This is a genomic window from Rhodococcus sp. PAMC28707, from assembly GCF_004795915.1.
In the GTDB taxonomy this organism is placed as follows: domain Bacteria; phylum Actinomycetota; class Actinomycetes; order Mycobacteriales; family Mycobacteriaceae; genus Rhodococcoides.
Window position 1 is genome coordinate 616,466 of record NZ_CP039253.1, and the last position, 17,725, is coordinate 634,190.

Below are 17,725 nucleotides of genomic sequence, written 5' to 3' on the forward strand. Positions count from 1 at the left end.
TGCGACTCCAGGATCGACACTTTCACCCCGAAGTGAACTGAATCACACTATGATCGAGGCCGCAGGGTGATGGTCCACAGTCTTCGACCCACCTGCAAGCGAAGCAGTTTCGGCACGACGCACGATCTCGAGGGGATGATCATGTCGGTCAAACACAGCATGGTTCGACACCGCACGCTGTCACACATTATCGAAGGAGCCGGTGCAGTACGCGTCATGAATCGAGCGGGACTCATACCGTTTCCGCGACTGGATCGAGGAATAGCATCGATCCGTGCAGTAGGTAAGTACGGACCGTTCGCCGGTCCGGTCCACGCACACGCTACGGCGGGCGTCACCACAACCGCTCTCGTCGACGAGATGGGGTCGATGTCGTACATCGACCTCGAGCAGCAGTCCAACGCGCTCGTTCGAGGCTGGATGAATGCAGGCGTCGGAGCGGGATCCGTCATGGGCGTCATGGCTCGCAATCACCGGGGGCTCGTTCTCACCATGCTGGCCGCTGCGAAAGGAGGCATCCGGCTCGTGATGATGAACACCGGTTTCGCTCCCCCGCAATTGGCCGACGTCGCAGTCCGCGAGCAGGTCGGCACCTTCGTGTACGACGAGGAGTTCGCCCCTGTCGCGGCCGATCTCGCACCCGAGGTGAAGACTTTTCTTACCTGGTCCGACTCGTCGAATCCCACGATCGCCACCTTGGCCGACGTGGCGAAAGGGCAATCCACCTCACCTGTCCCAGCACCGACGATGCAAGGAGGTTTCGTTCTACTCACGAGTGGCACGACCGGGACGCCGAAAGGCGCTCCCCGAAATCACACCTCCCCGCTGGCGTCGGCGCAGTTCCTGGATCGGGTTCCACTGCGCCGCGGACAGACGATGGTGATGGCAGCTCCTGCATTTCATGGAACCGGCGTCTCACAATTTGCACTGGCCCTGGCGCTGTGCAACACCGTGGTTATGCATCGTAAATTCGATGCAGAGAACACTCTCGCGCTGGTCGCCCGTCATTCCGCGGACTCATTGGTGTTGGTTCCGACGATGCTGCAACGGATTGTCGACCTCCCGCCGGCCGTACTCGCGAAGTACGACACATCTTCTCTACGAATAGTTTTCGCAGCAGGATCGGCCATCTCACCCGACTTGAGCCGTCGTACGACCGAGGCGTTCGGGCACGTTCTGCACAATCTCTATGGATCCACCGAGGTCGCAGTTGCCACCGTCGCGACACCCGAGGATCTTGCGGTGGCGCCCGGCACCGCGGGTCGACCACCGGTTACGTGCCATGTCGAACTGTTCGACAACGACGGACTACGCGTAACCGACGTCGGAACAGTCGGTCGGATCTTCGTCTCGAGCGGACTGAGCTTCTCCGGCTATACCGATGGACGTGACAAGGAGAGGATCGACGGAATGCTGTCGACCGGCGACGTCGGCCACTTCGACGAGAACGGTCTGCTGTTCGTCGACGGACGCGACGACGACATGATCGTCTCGGGCGGTGAGAATGTCTACCCACTGGAGGTGGAGAACTTGCTCGCCGAACGTCCGGATGTCGTCGAAGCCGCCGTGATCGGAGTCGCTGATCCAGATTTTGGACATCGCCTCAAGGCCTTCATCGTCCCAACGGACGACTCGACGCGAAATGCAGACGAGATCGTGAGCTACGTGAAGTCGAACCTCGCTCGATACAAGGTTCCGCGCGAAATCGTATTCCTCGACGAGCTACCCAGAAACGCTACCGGCAAGATCCTGCGGCTGGCGCTGACGGAGTATGCCAGCCCAGTTGCCGACGTGAACGATCTTCGGACCGAGAACACCCGGTAACAGATCGACTAGAGGCCGAACGGAACGAACGTAGTACATAAAGAACTAAAGCCGGTACCCGTGATGGGTACCGGCTTTAATTATTAGTAGCGGGGACAGGATTTGAACCTGCGACCTCTGGGTTATGAGCCCAGCGAGCTACCGAGCTGCTCCACCCCGCGATGCAGGAATCAAGTTACCGGACCATCTGGAACGAAAGCAAATCGCTTCTACCGATGAACCGAGACCTGGACTCTCGGCACTACGAGAAAACCGGACGCACGGTCCCTTCATGCCTTTCACTCAACACAACGAGTCCGAAACGTGTTGGACACGCCGGTTCAGTAGACCGAATACGGTGCCCTGAGTCACTCGAACTACGTGATGTATGGCACATAACGAGCACGTAACGATGTGGATACGAAACGGTCCCGACCGCTCCCCAGCAGCGGAAACGCCGTGATTCATCCCAACAGGTGGACGGTCGTGCAGGAAATTCTTAGTGTGACGTCACGAAAATCCTCGACTACCTTCGCTCTCGGTCCTAAAACACAGGGCCAGTACCACCCCCGCCGCTAGCGTTGCTCTGCCCCGCGGGGGATGGATCCCCGAATACGAACGGGGGCAGAGCCGCAACACGTGCGAGTTACTCGTACACAGTGCCTTGGACACGTAACACTCGCGAAGTCCAGTACGGCCGGTTGCGTCAGCATGCGCGGAGAGGATTTTCCCCACATGTCCAATGGAACCAATTTCGGCAAGCGTGCACTCGGATGGGCGACCGTCACCGGCGCAGTCGTAGCAATCCCCCTCGGCCTCTCGATGGGCACTGCGAACGCTGCAGAGCACAACTGGGACGGTGTTGCGGCGTGCGAGAGCGGCGGCAACTGGAACACCAACACCGGCAACGGCTACTACGGTGGCCTGCAGTTCTCGCAGAGCACCTGGACCGCCAACGGTGGCAGCGGATCACCCCAGAGCGCGTCCAAGGCCGAGCAGATCCGCGTAGCGGAGAACACTCTGCAAAGCCAGGGACCCGGAGCTTGGCCGGTCTGCGGTCAGAACCTGACCACCGGCGTCTCTGCACCGGCACCCGTCGCCGAGGTCGAGCCTGCACCAGCAGCACCCGTCCAGGAAGCACCAGCCGCACCGGTCGAGTACATCGCCCCGGTCGAGCCCGTCGTCACACCGGAACTGCCTGTTGCGCCGCAGTACCAGGCGACCGCACAGCAGTACGCCGATCAGGCGACCACTGTTGCACAGCAGTACGTCGACACTGCGTCGAAGCTCGCCGAGCAGTACGGAGTCAGCGCACAGTTCCAGCAGCTCGTTGCAGCCAACTCGCCGATCTTCAGCGCGATCGGCCGATAGTCGATCGCCCGCTCGACATGGCTGACCCGTCAGCGCTGATCGACGCGACATAGCTTCGCAACAACGCGAACGGCGCCGTCACTCATATGAGTGACGGCGCCGTTCGCGTTGATTTTCGCCTTCAGATATCTGTCACCGATGTTGTCTGTGACCCGGTGACTGCAAGTACCCGATAATTCGGGTACTCGCAGTCACCGTCAGCTGCCGCCGTTGTTATACGCGTCGATAGCTTGCTGAAGTGCGTCGAATGCAGTTCCCAATCGTCCGAGATCACCGCTTTGTTGGGCGGTGCGCACATCGGTGAGCGCACTGTTCAATCGCTGCACAGCAGCCTGACTCGGCTGGCCCTGAGCCGGTGGCGCAGTGGCGGGTGGCGGAGTCGCCCCTGCCGTCGCACCTGGCTCGACCGTGGGCTGAGGATTCTCGGGAGCACCACCGGGTGCGGTTGCCGCAGTTCCAGTACCCGACCCGAAGACCTGATCGAGCGCCTCCGACAACGTCGCTGCGTATCCGACGCGCACACCACCTCCCGAACCCGGTTCGCGGTAGCTCACCAAAACCCTGGTCAGCTGTGGGAACGTCGAAGTAGAAGCCGTATTTCGCTCCGTGTACAACGGTTCCACGTACAGAATTCCGCCGTCGGCAATCGGCAGTGTCAACAGGTTTCCGTATTGGATCTTGTTGGACTGCTGCAACAACGTTTTGTCCGATGCAACTCGTGCATCCGATGTCATCGAGTTCTGCGCCTGCTGCGGACCCTGCGTCTGAGTGTCGGTCGGCAATTGGAGAATCGTGAACTTGCCGTAATTGTCGGGATCGGAACGCACCGATATGTACGCCGACAGCAACTGCCGATCGAATCCGACCATGGCACTGGTCAATCTGAACGAGGGCTTGCCGGTCTCGGGATCGCCGATCAATACATAATACGGAGGCTGATTGAGATCGGTACCGCCGTCGACGGTCGGATCACTCGGAACCGACCAGAACGCGTTGTTGGTGAAGAACTCGTTCGGATCATCGACGTGGTACTTGGCAAGCATTTCGCGCTGAACCTTGAACAGATCCTCCGGATACCGGAAGTGGGACCGAAGGTCGGCAGGGATGGAAGATTCAGGCTGGACCGAGTCGGGGAATACGCCCATCCATGCGTCGAGCACCGGATCCTTGTCGTCCACCTGGTACAAGGTGACCGAGCCGTCGTAGGCATCCACCGTCGCCTTGACGGAGTTCCGAATGTATGAGACCTCTTTCTTCGGAAGCGGCCGACCTGTCGTCGGTTCCACGCTGTCCGCGGTGAGACCGTCCAACGACGCACGCTGCGCGTAAGGATAGTTCTCCAACGTGGTGTAGCCGTCGACTATCCAAACGATCTTCCCGTCCACAACAGCTGGGTAGGAGTCGCTGTCCGTGGTCAGCCAAGGAGCGGCCTTCTGAACACGCTCGCGGGGATCACGATTGAACAGAATCTTGGAATCGTCGCCGATAGCGCCCGAGAACAGGATGTTGCGCTCGGCGTACTTGGCTGCGAAGGCCAACCTGTTGAACCAGTTACCGATTGGGACGCCGCCCGCACCGGAATAGGTGTAGCGAGAAGTATCGGTATCGTACTCGCGATCTCCGCTCGAACCACCGGTACCGACGATGGCGTAATCGGGATCGGCTTGTGCAATGACCTCGCCGTAGTAGATGCGGGGCTGATCCACTGGAATGACCTGATCGGTGCCCTGCGAAGCAATGTCACTGACGGTGTAGATCGGGTAGCCGCTGTTGCTGTTGGACCCCTCTGCAGTCGGATCCTGCACCGCTTTGTTTACGCGGTTGGCTGGAGCCGCCACGAAACCGTTTCCGTGCGTGTAGACCGTGTGCCGGTTGATCCAGTCCGTCTGGTTACCTGTAAGACTCTCGGGCGACAGCTCACGTGCAGCGACGATGTAATCCTGAAGCTGGCCGTCGATCTCGTACCGATCGACATCCAGCGATGTCGGAAACCCGAAGAAGTTCTTCAGCTGTTGCTGCTGAGTAAAGGTGCGCGACAACACATTCGGGTCGAGCAAACGCGTGTTCGCAATAGTGGTGATGTCCGCCGGGCTTTCCCGCGGAGACTGCGAACCTTCGCCTGAATAGTCCTGATACTCGACGTTGTCGTCGCCGATGCCATAGGCATCTCGGGTAGCCGCGATGTTCCTCTCGATGTATGCCCGCTCCTTGACTGCAGCGTTGGGACGAACCGAGAACTGCTCCATCAGCAGCGGGAACACAGCGCCGACGAGGATCGACGACAGCACCAGCAATGCAGTTGCGAGCGCTGGAACACGCAGATCGCGGAGGAAGATCGCCGCGAAGAAAGCTGCGGCACAGATCAATGCAATGGCCAACAGAATCAGTTTGGCCGGAAGTACCGCATTGATGTCGGTGAATCCCGGTCCGGTGAACGTCGGTTCCTTCCGACTACTGAAAAGCAGTGAGTATCGGTCGAACCAGTACGCAATTGCCTTGAACAGCACGAACGAACCGGCCAGGACCGCCAACTGAATACGTGCGGCCCGAGTGAGAGCGCCCTCGCGGCCGGCCAGACGAATGCCACCGAAAATGTACTGCGTCACCAAGTTCGCGAAGAACGCGATGAGGGTAGAGACGAACAACCAGTTCAGCACAAATCTGTAGAACGGAAGGTCGAACGAGTAGAAGCCGACATCGAGACCGAACTGCGGATCGGCAACTCCGAAATCGCCGCCGTGCAGGAACAACTGGACCGTGACCCAGTTGGTCTGCGCGATGAGACCGGAGATGAGACCGAAGATCAAGGGAATTCCGACGCCGAACAGGCGCAGCCTGCTCATGACAGTCGTGCGGTACCGAGCAATCGGATCGTTCGGCCCGGCAACAGGAACGAAGACCGGACGATTCCGGTAGGCAAACCACATCGATAGAAATACGAGGCCACCGACGAGCAAGCCGACAGCCAGGAAGATCACCAAGCGAGTCAGCACTGTCGTGGTGAAGACCTGGCGGAAGCCGACTTCGTCGAACCACAGCCAGTTCGTGTAGGTATCGATAAGGCGTGGGCCGATCAGCAGCAACGCTGCGAGGACCAATGCCAGGACAAGTAGAATTCGGCTCCGCCGCGACAGCGACGGTAGTCCGGAGGGGGCCCTCATGCCCACGTGCCACACTCCAACTTCGGGCGGTACAAATATGTACCGCAGATGGCTTCGGCGGCACACATTGTGTGCCGCCATGTCCGATTTGAGAACCACTGTACGGAAGACGTCACCGACCCGCCCACACCCGTCGACTCTTTCGTAGCCCTGCGAGGTGCGTTTTCTGCTCGGTGGGAGGATGGGGACGTGAGCGATTTCAGTGACGACCTGTACGGCGACGGCATAGACCACGAAAACGACCCCGAAGAGCTCGGTGCCGCACTAGCGCGATGCGCGCACGAAGTGGCAGATTTCGTCGACGCCGAAGGGTGGGGACAGCCACCGCAACTGTTCGCATTGGTCCCAACCTCGGTATTGGCTGCGGCGGAGCCTGGACTGCTGGAGGAACTGGCCGACGGATCGAAGCTCACTCCTATTCAGCAGCACTCGCTTCCCGACGACATCAAGGGCGGTTCGCCGGCACTGGATGAGTTTCTCGCCACGACCAGCTGGCCGGAGGGCGTCGTCGGATGCGCACTCGTCCAAGAGATCGTCGTGTTACCACCGGCAGCCGAGTCTGCGCTCGACGAAGCACTCGTGCCGCTGCTCGCGAACAGTGACGCAGCAGACGAAGCAGCGCGGATCGCCGCTCGGACCCACCCCGATCGCAAGGACGGCCGACTCATCGCCGCGGTGATCAAGGACGGCCCCACGTTGACGCTGCTACAGATGCAGCCGGACGACGACGCCGACCCCTTCGCCCCGATCGAACTGCTCCTCTACGACAACCTCGCGCCCAATGTCGTGCATGCGTTGTACTCGACATTCGACAATGTGGAAGAGGACTGAACCGGATCGATGAGTCCTCACTCAGCAGGCAGGCGCGTCTCCCCCGTCACCGATCGCCTGCAGTGAGTCGATAGCGCCGTCGAGCGAGTCGACCCTGACCAGCCGGAGACCGTCGGGAACGTTCTGTTTCGCCTCGTCGCAGTTGCTCGACGGAACCAGGAATGTCGTCGCACCAGCTTCCCTCGCGGCGATCAGCTTGTACGGGATGCCGCCGATCGGTCCGACCGTCCCGGCTGCGTCGATAGTGCCGGTGCCTGCCACGAAGTCACCGTTGCTCAATTCGCCAGGGCTGAGCTTGTCGACCACCGCGAGACTGAACATCAGTCCGGCAGAGGGTCCGCCGACGTCCGCCAGGTTGAACTTCACGGTGAACGGGACATCGGGTTTCTCGGCCGGTGTGACACCGAGATAACCCTTTTCCGGGTCGTCCGGTCGGGCCCCGAGCGTCACGGATTCGGTACGTTCGCCGTTCTCGTTCGACACCACGATCTCGACGACGGCACCGGGTGCTCGCGCACTGACGGCGTCACGGACCCCCGCAACGGTGTCGGCGGGAACGCCGTCGATCGAGATCAGGCCTTCACCTTCGGTCAGCTTCCCTGCCGCCGGCCCGTCGGCGGCGACCGATCCGACCGTGAGCACCACAGGCAAGCCCAGGTGGTGCAACGCAGCAAGTTCTGCGCTGGCCTCCGACTGCTCGAAATCCGCCTCGTTACTCTGCTGGACTTCTTCCTTCGTCTTGTCCGGTGGATACACCTCTTCGCGCGGCACCAGTCCCTGCCGTCCGCTGACCCAGTAGCCGAACGCCTCGAAGATGTTCAATTGATCGCGCACCGCGACGGTGGTCATGTTCAGATGGCCGGTGGTGGGGTCTACGCCCACGCCGTCGATCTCGACTACGGGCACCCCGTCCGCATCACCGAGGGTGTTATAGGTGGGCCCAGGACCGAGCGCAGCGAACGGAACGGTAACGACCGTTCCCGCGACACCGAGTACGACGACGGGCACAAGGGCGGCGACCAGAGTAGCGATCCTACGATTCACCCGACAAACAGTAGAACCGATCGAACGACGGCCGGTGCGAGACCCCTCCTTTCCGCATTCTCGGCGGGCAGGTGCGCGTGTTCGCCGACAGCGTGATCACCGTTGATACCCTCGAGCGCTGCAGCCTTGTACCGTTGACCCATGAGCAATTTTGGTTTCGAGAGCTCCGACGAGGATCCGGACAAGAAGAAGGATCAGGGCGGAAACAGCACGCCCGGCGGCTTCGGATTCGGCAGTGAGGGTTTCGACCCCGCGGCCCTGGGCCAGATGCTTACCCAGTTCGGGCAGATGCTGAGCGGAATGGGCGCCCAAGGACAGGGAGGTGCGAAGGCGGGGCCGGTGAACTACGACCTGGCTTTGCAGCTCGCTCGTCAGCAGATCGGCACGATCACTCCGGTGGCTGCGGGCAAGTCCGAGGCTGTCGCGGACGCCGCACATCTCGCCGAACTCTGGCTGGACGGCGCTACGACGCTGCCTGCCGGGGCGAGCAAGACACTTGCGTGGACTCCTGGCGACTGGCTCGACAACACCATCGAAACCTGGAAGCGGTTGTGCGATCCAGTCGCAGAGCAGATTTCCGGAATGTGGACTTCCGGTCTTCCGAGTGAAGCTCAGCAGGCTGCTGGGCCGATGATGGGCATGCTGACTCAGATGGGTGGGATGGCGTTCGGGTCTCAGCTGGGTCAGGCCCTCGGCCAACTCTCCAAAGAAGTACTGACCTCTACCGATATCGGGCTTCCGCTCGGACCGAGCGGGGTCGGAGCGTTACTGCCAGAGGCCATCGCAGCATTCTCCGAAGGTCTGGAACAACCCGAACGCGAAGTTCTCGTGTTCCTGGCTGCCCGCGAAGCTGCACATCACCGTTTGTACAGCCATATTCCGTGGTTGCGCCAGCGGGTGCTCGCCACGGTCGAAGAGTATGCCCGGGGCATTCGAATGGACTTCTCGGCAATCGAGGAGGCAGCGGCAGGCCTCGATCCCGCATCCCTCACCGATCCGTCGAAGATCGAAGAAATTTTGCAGCAAGGCGCGTTCGAGCCGCAGACGACGCCTGAGCAGAAGCACGCGCTCGAACGCCTCGAGACCATGCTGGCGCTCGTCGAGGGCTGGGTCGAGACCGTCGTAGGTGAAGCTCTCGGCGAGAGGCTTCCCGGCGCGGGCGCGCTCGGCGAGACCATTCGACGACGTCGCGCATCGGGTGGACCGGCGGAACAAACCTTCGCAACGTTGGTCGGTCTCGAGTTGCGACCACGCAAGGTTCGCGAGGCCAGCGAGCTGTGGCGTCGACTCACCGCCGCAGTCGGCATCGATGGACGCGACGGTGTGTGGTCTCACCCTGATCTGCTGCCTGTATCGGCAGATCTAGACGATCCTGCCGGATTCATCGACGGTGTCGTGGGCGGCGGATCGAGCAGTTTCGACGACCCGATCGCGCAACTCGAAGCTACCGAGGCTCAGGAACGATCCGAACGGGAAAAGAAGGACGGCGACACGTCCTCCTAGAAATCCACGCTGGGAAGAGCTCGACAGGGAACTGGGTGGATCGAAAATCTTCGATCCACCCAGTCTTTTGCTCTATCCGCTGTTCAGCCGCGTTGGCGGCCTGTGGATAACCGACGGTTCGCGGCGCAGTGGGACCGTGCCGGGGTGTCATCGTTCGATTCATGAGCACATCAGCGATCCGTCGACCGAAGCTTCGTGTATCGGCGTTCGTACAACGGGACGGGACCGTTCGTGTCGGTTGGGATCCCGACCGGTCGTACATCCTCACTCCCCCACCCAGGGTCGCACCGAAGGTGCTGCTCGATATCCTCGGCCAGCTCGACGGTGCCCATTCCCGTGCTCACGTGGTGTGGTTCGGGTGCACAGTGGGGTTGACGGGCAACTCGATGTCCACTCTCCTCGCCGAACTCGACGAGGCCGGGCTGCTGAGCGAGGGAGTCCTTCCCTCGACGGATGGAGCTGCAAGCAGTGTGATGACCGTCCACATACTCGGACGGGGGCCGCTGTCGGACGCCGTGGCCGCGGGTCTGACCCCTTCGTCCGCCCTCGTCGTAGTGCGTTCGAGTGTCGCGCCTGCACAACTACTGACAGTGGACGACACCGGATGGCTCTGTGACATTGTCGTGCTCGCCGACGATATGGCACCCGATCCACGGGTAGTCACTTCGCTCGTGCGTTCACGCACTCCACACCTTCAGGTGCGAATCCGCGACGGCAAGGGGATCGTGGGTCCGTTCGTCGAGCCCGGCAACACCAGTTGCCTTAGGTGTGCGGAGTTGATTCGTTGCAGCTTGGATCCGCAGTGGCCGCACGTGTCGGCACAACTCCTCGGCCGTGTCGGTGAAGCCACCAAGCCCACCGTCCTGGCAACGGCTGCCGTCGCGCTCGCCCAGATCGAAGCATTCGTCGCCGGACATGACGCGGCACTGCGGGACAGGTCGCTGGAGCTCGATCTCGTGGCGCACACCATGGACTCCCGCCACTGGGTTCGGCATCCAGGATGCGACTGCGCCCTCGTATAGCAGTCACATGTGTGCTCTCACCTGGCAGGTGGGCAAGAAGTTCTTCGTTCAGCCATGATGGGTATGTGTCAGACATTCCTCGCCGCGGCTCAGCCCGAACTGCCAAGCTCGCACGAATTCCGATCGGTATCGCCGGGCGGGCTGCGTTGGGCTTCGGGAAGAAGCTCGCCGGCGGCAATCGCCAAGAGATCGACAGCGCGCTGGCCGCCAAAGCAGCCGAGCAACTCTTCTCGGTGCTCGGCGAACTCAAAGGTGGCGCAATGAAGTTCGGGCAGGCACTCAGCGTGATGGAGGCCGCCGTCCCAGAGGAGTTCGCTGAGCCGTATCGCGAAGCCCTCACCAAGCTCCAGGCGGATGCACCGCCCCTGCCAGCGGACAAAGTGCATCGGATGCTCGACCGCCAGCTCGGCACCACCTGGCGATCCCGATTCGTTTCTTTCGACGACACTCCGGTGGCATCGGCGAGCATCGGACAGGTTCACCGCGCGGTCTGGGCTGATGGCCGCGATGTCGCGGTCAAGGTTCAATACCCAGGCGCAGACGACGCTTTGCGTGCCGACCTGAAGACGTTGTCCCGTTTTGCCAACACATTCAGCGCCATCTTCACCGGCGCAGACGTAAAACCCGTGCTCGAAGAATTGATAGCTCGGACCGAGGACGAACTCGATTACCGTATCGAGGCAACCAACCAGCGGGCTTTCGCGCAAGAGTTCGACGGTGACCCACAATTCGCGGTGCCCCGCGTCGTCGCCAGCGCGCCGAAAGTTCTGGTCAGCGAATGGATGAGCGGTACACCGCTGGCCACCATCATCGCGGGCGGAACAGCGCAGCAACGCAACGACGCGGGAGCTCTGCTGGCGTTGTTTGCTTTCGCGGCTCCGGCACGGGCAGGGCTGCTGCACGCCGATCCACACCCCGGAAACTTCATGCTGCTGCCCGATGGCCGACTCGGCGTCATCGATTTCGGTGCGACCGCCCCGATGCCGAACGGCTTGCCGCCGGTGCTGGGCAGGATGGTTCGGTTGGCGCGCGAGGAACGATTCGACGAGTTGGTCGAACTGTGTACCGACAATGGATTCGTCATTCCGGGGCGCACCGTGACCGCAACGGAAATATCGGACTATCTACGGCCGTTCACGGATCCGATTCGCACAGATACATTCCACTTCACGCGCGCATGGCTTCAGAAGGCAGCGGGTTCCGCAGCTGAATTCGACAGCGCCCAGCTCAAAACTGTTCGCGCACTGAATATGCCTGCTGAATACATCATGATCTTCCGCGTTCTCGGTGGACTGGTCGGTATCTGTGCACAATTGGACGCATACGCGCCTTACATGTCGATCTTGACCGAATGGATGCCCGGCTTCACCGACGACGACGCTCAGTCGAGCGAAGGCTGATCGGACCGGCGCGCACGCCGGGCATCCCATACCGATCTCACGCAACCTCCCGTTGGTTGCTCCTGTCTTTCCGGGGCCGACCACGCGGACGTTTACGGGCGATGACGACACCCTGATCGAGTATCTCGCCGCCCCACACACCCCACGGTTCGGCGCGATCGAGTGCGGCACTCAAGCACATGCGGCGGATGGGGCACTCGACGCACAGCTCCTTGGCTCGCTCGAGTTCATGCGGGCTCTCCGCGAACCACAAGTCGGGATCGTCTGCCCGGCAGGGTACTTCGACCCCGAAGATAATTCCATTGTCGGTCGATATCGCTACATGCTGCGGTGACGCAGCGATACGTGCTGCGCTCGAAGGTGAATCGGTCGAACTCTCGACCTCGTGTTGGCATGTCGTCCGGGTTATGACGGTAGACACGTCGGTCTCCTCTACTTGTCGTACGGCGTATGTGCGGTTCTGCGACTTCGGTGCGAACCCTGGGCCGAACGTTCGAGTCAGGAGGGGGTCTTCTCGAACAAAAATGGCCACGGTCCGCGTGAGCGGGTCCGTGGCCTTTCAAAGGCGATTCTCGAAGCGTTCCTATCGAGACTTCCCTCGATATCGACCTACGATCACGGACGTACTGTGTGCTCGGCGATGAAATGCTGCTGCGGCTGCGGGACGTACTGCTGCGCTTGCGGCCTGGGCCGGCCAGGAAGCAGTCATCGTGTCAATCCCTGCCGGGGTCGTACCGGCACCGATGGTTGCACCGGCAGTAGCGAGGTAGGCAGAAACACGAGCCATAGGCACGGACGGAACAGCATGCGTGTCGTCAGCAACGAAAATGTAATTCGTCATCGTTCTCCCACCTCCTCTTCGACCAATGGATCATATGAACATTCATCCCGCTCGCGGTCTACCACGGGCGGTGGAAACAGACTAAACCCCACGCTTCGAACGGCACAAGCTATTTTCTACCTGCAGTTCTACGGCCGCGACACCATCTACTTGACCGAGGAATCACGAATCACCGTCAACACATCCTCACCGAACCGCTCGAGCTTCTTGGCGCCGATACCGGGAATGGCTACGAGACCGCGATCATCCTGTGGAAGCTGTTCTGCAATCGCCGTCAAAGTCGTGTCACTGAACACAACGTAAGCGGGCACCTTCAACTCGCGGGACTTGTCCAGTCGCCACGACTTCAACGCGTCGAGAAGTTCGACATCGACATCCGAAGGATGGCTTTCACATCTACCCAACATCGTTGCGGCGGAACCGATCAACGGCTTCCCACATAGGCGGCACTTGGGTCCGGACTTCTTCGTCGCGGGTACTGCAATCCGAGACGCAGGTGAGTCCTCCGGAATCAACCCGTTGAGAAAGCGAGATCGACGACGCGACTTTCGCCCGCCCTCATTGCGGGCCAACGCCCACGACAGGTGAAGATGCTCCCTCGCGCGCGTGACACCGACGTAGAGGAGCCGCCGCTCCTCCTCGATGGCAGCATCGTTGCTCGAACTCGGATCACTTCCCAGCGCGTGCGAGATGGGAAGCGTTCCGTCGGCAAGTCCGACGAGGAACACTGCATCCCATTCCAGCCCCTTCGCTGCGTGCAGGGAGGCAAGGGTAACGCCCTGCACAACCGGTGGATGCCGCGCCTCGGCACGCGCTGCGAGCTCACCCAAGAGACGATCGAGGTCCAACTCGGGATCCTGCGCCAGCAGTTCCTCGGTCACCTGAACCAGACCGCCGAGCGACGCCCATTTCTCACGAGCCTGAGCACCTGCTGGTTCAGTAGCGGTCAGACCGAGCGGTGCGAGAACAGCGCGCACTAGTGAGGGCATACCCTTACCCGACTTGGACTCCATCGGGAGATCGCCTCGACCCGACGCCGTCCGCAAAGCAGAAATACCCTGGCGAACTTCCGGTCGGTTGAAAAATCCTTCACCACCCCGAACCTGGTACGGGATCTTCATCTCCGTCAACGCCTGCTCGTGAACCTCCGATTGTGCGTTGATCCGATACAGCACCGCGATCTCCGAAGGTGCCACACCCGAAGAAATCAATCTCTTCACAGCGCGGGCGACTCCATCGGCCTCGGCCGGTTCGTCGTCGTATTCGAAGAACTCTGGTTCCGGCCCTGACGGGCGCTGCCCGATCAACTGCAACCGAGTACCGGCGATACGACCTCTCGCTGCGCCGATGACTCGGTTGGCCAACGAGACGACCTCGGGTGTCGAACGGTAGTCGCGCTCGAGTCGTACGACTGTGGCGTCGGGGAAGCGTCGGGAGAAGTCGAGGAGGTAACGCGGGGTTGCACCGGTGAAGGAATAGATAGTCTGATTCGCATCTCCGACGACGGTGAGATCGTCGCGTTCTCCGAGCCAAGCATCGAGGACTCGCTGCTGAAGCGGAGTTACGTCCTGATACTCGTCCACCACGAAGCATCGGTATCGCTCGCGGAATTCGTCGGCGACTGCGGAGTGCTCCTCGAGAGCAGCCGCAGTGTGCAACAACAGGTCGTCGAAATCGAGCAACATGCCGTCGCCACCATGAGTCTTGAGGTCCTCGTAGCCTGCGTAGACCGATGCGACCTTCGACGCATCCATGGGAACTTCTCGATGCAGGCGTGCCGCTACCGCGGGATAGTCCTCAGGCGCAACGAGCGAACCTTTGGCCCATTCGATTTCACCCGCCAGGTCCCTGACCGAATCGGTGGACGTAGACACACCCGCACGATGGGCGGACTGACTCACCAGTGCGAACTTGCGATCGAGCAGTTGCCATCCGGTGTCACCGACAACCTGCGGCCAGAAGTATTTGAGCTGCCTGAGCGCGGCAGCGTGAAAGGTCCGCGCTTGCACCGGCGGGCCTTCACCACCGACACCCAACTCGCGAAGGCGGCCACGCATCTCCCCTGCCGCGCGTGCGGTGAAGGTCACCGCAAGCACCTGGCCCGCCGAGACGTGTCCGGCCGAGACCAGGTGCGCAATGCGCCTGGTGATGGTCCGAGTCTTACCTGTTCCTGCACCTGCCAGAACACACACGGGACCACGTGGCGCCGACACGGCAGCAGACTGTTCGGGATCCAACCCGGCGATCATCGAGTCCACTGGCATGCCGACCATCATGTCAGGAGGCACCGACGGTTCATGGAGCGCGGTTCCGGACGCCGACTGCCCGACTGATGCCGTGGAACAATCGCGCACCGGACGGTGTTGAATCTCCTCGTGACTACTTCCGAAAACAAGGCCGCACTCACCGTCTACTCCACTACTTGGTGTGGCTACTGCCGCCGGCTCAAGACTCAACTGGACGAAGCCGGTATCGAGTACAAAGAGATCGACATCGAAAAAGATCCGGCGTCGGCCGAGTTCGTGGGCAGTGTCAACGGAGGCAACCACATCGTCCCCACCGTGCTGTTCGCCGACGGCACGACTGCAACCAATCCCTCACTCGCAGCAGTGAAAAGCGCTTTGTCGTTGTAAGACACCCGGCCGAGACCGCTAATCGGCGGCGGCCCAGGCCTCGAGCATTCCGCGTGCGATGGAGATGGATCCGGGGAGTAGCAACCGAGAATCGGAATCTGCTGCCCAGTCCCCCAACTTCAGCGCCGCTCGCACTTCTTTACGGTCGAACCAATGAGCCTCCACAATTTCTCCGTCCAGAAATTGTAGGGGTACTTCCGGGTCGCCTACTGCCGAGAAGCCGATCATCACCGACCGGGGAAAGGGCCACGGCTGACTTCCCAGGTAGGTGATGTCGGACACGGTGATGCCGACTTCTTCGGAGATCTCGCGGACGACACATGCTTCCAGGGACTCCCCCGCCTCTACGAATCCCGCCAGAATGGAGAACCTTCGCTCGGGCCACGTCGGTGCACGTGCGAGCAGGACCCGGTCAGCACCGTCGTGAACGAGGCAGATTACCGCGGGGTCCGTGCGGGGAAACTCCTCGTGACCATCGGACGTGCTCGTGCGCGACCATCCTGCGGACGACGGTGTGGTCGCCGCCCCGTCGATGGCGCTGAAGCTGGCTCTGGCGTGCCAATTGAGGATGGCGAGCGCAGTGGTGAGAATCGACAACTCGGTCTCGTCGAGGCGTTCTCCAATTGTTCGTAGATCCCCCAACTCTCCGGTCAGGGCGCCTACGCGCTGAGCCCAAAGATGATGGCCGTCTCGAACTCCGAGAAAGACCGCATCCAACGCCGGCTCGGCCGCGACCTCGGAAGCAGGCGTGTAGACGAGGCCCGCTGCGTCGATCCGGAGCCGACCTCGGTGATCGATCTGTACGACTTTCGCGGTCGGCCAGCCCGCCCGCAGAGTATCGGTATCTTTTCTCGACTCCTCCGCGCGATCGAGCGGCGACCGTGACAGCAGCGGGGGTTGAGCAAGTTCGAATCGTGGCACAACGACGACACTATCCTGGAGGGCGTCGGACCCTGCCGTAGGACTGGAGCGACTACGCCGAGCGGACGCAGGCTCGCGTGCTCGACATTCCGCCGTCAGTCGCCGACGCGACGAATGTAGAGCAAGCGGTCGGTCGCCTCGACTGCATCGACCTCGGGCGATCCGACACGGAAGAGCTTGCCGTTACGGACAACCCCCAGGACTATGTCGGTCAGGTGGCGAGGAGAACCCCCGACCTCGTCGCGTTCGACTTCGCGTTCGGCGATGGCAAAGCCCGCCTCGGGAGTCAGAAGATCCTCGATCATTTCCACGACGTTCGGCGTCGTCGTAGCGATTCCCAGCAGTCGGCCGGCAGTCTCGGAAGATACGACCACCGAGTCGGCACCGGATTGCCGCAGCAGGTGGGTGTTCTCTGCTTCCCTGATCGCTGCGACGATCTTCGCTTTGGGCGCGATCTCGCGCGCAGTCAGCGTCACCAGGACCGCAGTATCGTCCCGGTTGGTGGCGACGATGATCGCGGCCGCATGTTGTGCACCGGTCAACCGAAGAACATCGGACTTGGTAGCCGAACCGTGCACGGTCACCAACCCCATGCTCGACGCAGATTCCAGCACAGCGGGATCGGTGTCGACGACGACGATCTCCGATGCAGGAACACCGTCGCCCAGCATGGCGTCCACAGCAGTGCGGCCCTTGGTTCCGAAGCCGATGACCACGGTGTGATTGCGCACTTTGTGCCTCCAACGCTGAATTTTGAATGCCTGCCGGGAGCGCTCGGTGAGTACTGCGAGCGTCGTACCGACCAACAAGATGAGGAAGAAGATTCGTAGCGGCGTAAGGACGAGAATATTCACCAGCCGCGCGGACGGCGTGATCGGTGTGACGTCACCGTAGCCGGTCGTGGAGAGCGAGACGGTTGCGTAATAGAGGGAGTCGAGGAACGAGAGTTCGTCGCCCTGCGCGTCTATGTATCCGTCGCGGTCGATCCATACGACCAGCGCCGCGAAAAGCAACACTCCCAGTGCCACCAGAATGCGTCGATAGATTGCGCGCCACGGACTGCTCTGTAGTTCGGGCACGCGAAGTACACCCACGAGTGCAAAGTCGGGTCTGTCGGTCAGCGTGTCCCCGGCGCTCAGACGCGCTCGTAGCCTACCTGCCACGTTGGTTACCTACGTCGATGTCATCCACGGCT

Annotated in this window: 14 protein-coding genes and 1 tRNA gene; 7 read left to right on the forward strand and 8 right to left on the reverse strand. The window is 61.3% G+C overall.

Annotation, left to right across the window (positions count from 1 at the left end; genetic code table 11):
- Positions 1 to 159: 159 nt before the first annotated feature.
- Positions 160 to 1,824 (forward strand): acyl-CoA synthetase, encoded by a 1,665-nt coding sequence (locus E5720_RS02855; RefSeq protein WP_136172405.1) that lies wholly within the window; start codon positions 160 to 162, stop codon positions 1,822 to 1,824.
- Between the two features lie 87 nt (positions 1,825 to 1,911).
- On the opposite strand, the gene E5720_RS02860 is transcribed toward E5720_RS02855, so the two are convergent.
- Positions 1,912 to 1,985: transfer RNA gene (locus tag E5720_RS02860), tRNA-Met, on the reverse strand.
- 553 nt (positions 1,986 to 2,538) lie between these two features.
- Here E5720_RS02860 and E5720_RS02865 point away from each other — a divergent pair.
- Positions 2,539 to 3,174: a transglycosylase family protein gene (locus E5720_RS02865; protein WP_136169385.1), complete on the forward strand. Its 636-nt coding sequence runs from the start codon at positions 2,539 to 2,541 to the stop codon at positions 3,172 to 3,174.
- Positions 3,175 to 3,371: 197 nt separating this feature from the next.
- On the opposite strand, the gene E5720_RS02870 is transcribed toward E5720_RS02865, so the two are convergent.
- Positions 3,372 to 6,341 carry a UPF0182 family protein gene (locus E5720_RS02870; protein ID WP_210729946.1) on the reverse strand — a complete coding sequence of 990 codons (2,970 nt, stop codon included), beginning with the start codon at positions 6,339 to 6,341 and terminating at the stop codon, positions 3,372 to 3,374.
- A gap of 219 nt (positions 6,342 to 6,560) precedes the next feature.
- Here E5720_RS02870 and E5720_RS02875 point away from each other — a divergent pair, with 219 nt between their 5' ends.
- Positions 6,561 to 7,166, forward strand: a complete 606-nt coding sequence (locus tag E5720_RS02875; protein WP_186627150.1) for a PPA1309 family protein — start codon at positions 6,561 to 6,563, stop codon at positions 7,164 to 7,166.
- A gap of 21 nt (positions 7,167 to 7,187) precedes the next feature.
- Here E5720_RS02875 and E5720_RS02880 read toward each other — a convergent pair whose 3' ends face one another.
- On the reverse strand, positions 7,188 to 8,210 hold the full coding sequence (locus E5720_RS02880; protein ID WP_136169388.1) for a PDZ domain-containing protein: 1,023 nt from the start codon (positions 8,208 to 8,210) through the stop codon (positions 7,188 to 7,190).
- 141 nt (positions 8,211 to 8,351) lie between these two features.
- Here E5720_RS02880 and E5720_RS02885 point away from each other — a divergent pair, with 141 nt between their 5' ends.
- The 3 genes from E5720_RS02885 to E5720_RS02895 all read left to right on the forward strand — a co-directional run bounded on the left by E5720_RS02885 (position 8,352) and on the right by E5720_RS02895 (position 12,135).
- Positions 8,352 to 9,713: a zinc-dependent metalloprotease gene (locus tag E5720_RS02885; protein WP_136169389.1), complete on the forward strand. Its 1,362-nt coding sequence runs from the start codon at positions 8,352 to 8,354 to the stop codon at positions 9,711 to 9,713.
- 161 nt (positions 9,714 to 9,874) lie between these two features.
- Positions 9,875 to 10,735: a TOMM precursor leader peptide-binding protein gene (locus E5720_RS02890; protein WP_136169390.1), complete on the forward strand. Its 861-nt coding sequence runs from the start codon at positions 9,875 to 9,877 to the stop codon at positions 10,733 to 10,735.
- Positions 10,736 to 10,800: 65 nt separating this feature from the next.
- Positions 10,801 to 12,135, forward strand: a complete 1,335-nt coding sequence (locus E5720_RS02895) for an AarF/UbiB family protein (RefSeq protein ID WP_136169391.1) — start codon at positions 10,801 to 10,803, stop codon at positions 12,133 to 12,135.
- Between the two features lie 37 nt (positions 12,136 to 12,172).
- On the opposite strand, the gene E5720_RS02900 is transcribed toward E5720_RS02895, so the two are convergent.
- From E5720_RS02900 to E5720_RS02910, 3 genes are all read right to left on the reverse strand, one after another.
- Positions 12,173 to 12,451 carry a WhiB family transcriptional regulator gene (locus E5720_RS02900; protein WP_210730010.1) on the reverse strand — a complete coding sequence of 93 codons (279 nt, stop codon included), beginning with the start codon at positions 12,449 to 12,451 and terminating at the stop codon, positions 12,173 to 12,175.
- Positions 12,452 to 12,718: 267 nt separating this feature from the next.
- Entirely contained in the window at positions 12,719 to 12,976 is a 258-nt protein-coding gene (locus E5720_RS02905; RefSeq protein ID WP_136169393.1) for a hypothetical protein, read from the reverse strand.
- Positions 12,977 to 13,122: 146 nt separating this feature from the next.
- Entirely contained in the window at positions 13,123 to 15,249 is a 2,127-nt protein-coding gene (locus E5720_RS02910; protein WP_136172406.1) for an ATP-dependent DNA helicase UvrD2, read from the reverse strand.
- A gap of 102 nt (positions 15,250 to 15,351) precedes the next feature.
- Between E5720_RS02910 and E5720_RS02915 the strand changes: the two genes are divergently transcribed.
- Positions 15,352 to 15,609, forward strand: a complete 258-nt coding sequence (locus E5720_RS02915; RefSeq protein ID WP_136169394.1) for a mycoredoxin — start codon at positions 15,352 to 15,354, stop codon at positions 15,607 to 15,609.
- 18 nt (positions 15,610 to 15,627) lie between these two features.
- On the opposite strand, the gene nudC is transcribed toward E5720_RS02915, so the two are convergent.
- Entirely contained in the window at positions 15,628 to 16,530 is a 903-nt protein-coding gene (gene nudC, locus E5720_RS02920) for an NAD(+) diphosphatase (protein ID WP_136169395.1), read from the reverse strand.
- A 95-nt stretch (positions 16,531 to 16,625) separates the two neighbouring features.
- Entirely contained in the window at positions 16,626 to 17,693 is a 1,068-nt protein-coding gene (locus E5720_RS02925; protein ID WP_136169396.1) for a potassium channel family protein, read from the reverse strand.
- Positions 17,694 to 17,725 lie beyond the last annotated feature (32 nt).